This is a genomic window from Streptomyces sp. UG1 (genome assembly GCF_049974585.1).
In the GTDB taxonomy this organism is placed as follows: Bacteria; Actinomycetota; Actinomycetes; order Streptomycetales; family Streptomycetaceae; genus Streptomyces.
Window position 1 is genome coordinate 1 of the sequence record NZ_JBNGGG010000175.1, and the last position, 509, is coordinate 509.

At 72.9% G+C, this 509-nt stretch carries 1 protein-coding gene; it reads right to left on the reverse strand.

Features of this window, described 5'->3' with window-relative positions:
* Positions 1 to 509, reverse strand: a 509-nt coding sequence (locus ACP4J3_RS50900) for a TetR family transcriptional regulator (RefSeq protein ID WP_426545129.1), incomplete at both ends; no start/stop codon positions are given.

A 509-nucleotide genomic window follows, 5' to 3' on the forward strand; every position in this document is an offset into this window, starting at 1 on the left:
GATCCGGTGAGCAGCGGCCGCACGATCCGGCCCCACCCCTCCAGCAGCGCGTCGCGGTCCGTGTCCTCCCGGTACAGCACGTCGGAGATCGCCATGCCGCGCAGCAACTGCACGGTCAGTTCGGCGATCACCGGGTAGGCGGCCGAGGCGGTGAGCTCGGGGCCCATGACCTCGTCGACCACCCGGTACAGGTCCCGACGGGCCGCCCCTTCGGCACGGCGCAGCACGTCCCGCAGCCGTGCGTTGGTGCGGGCCACCGCCCACAGCTCCATCTCGGCGCCGAACGAGGGTCCGCACATGACGGACCGCAGTACGTGCAACGAGCGTGAGAGCGGGTCACGGTCCGGCCGTGCCGCGGCCAGCTCATCGCGCACCGCCTGCTGGTTCCGAGCGACGAGCACGCCGATCGCGGCCCCGAACAGGTCCTCACGGGTCGGGAAGTGATGCAGCAGCGCACCCCGGCTGACGCCGGCCCGCCGCTGCACCTCCAGGGTCGTCGTCGCCGCGAC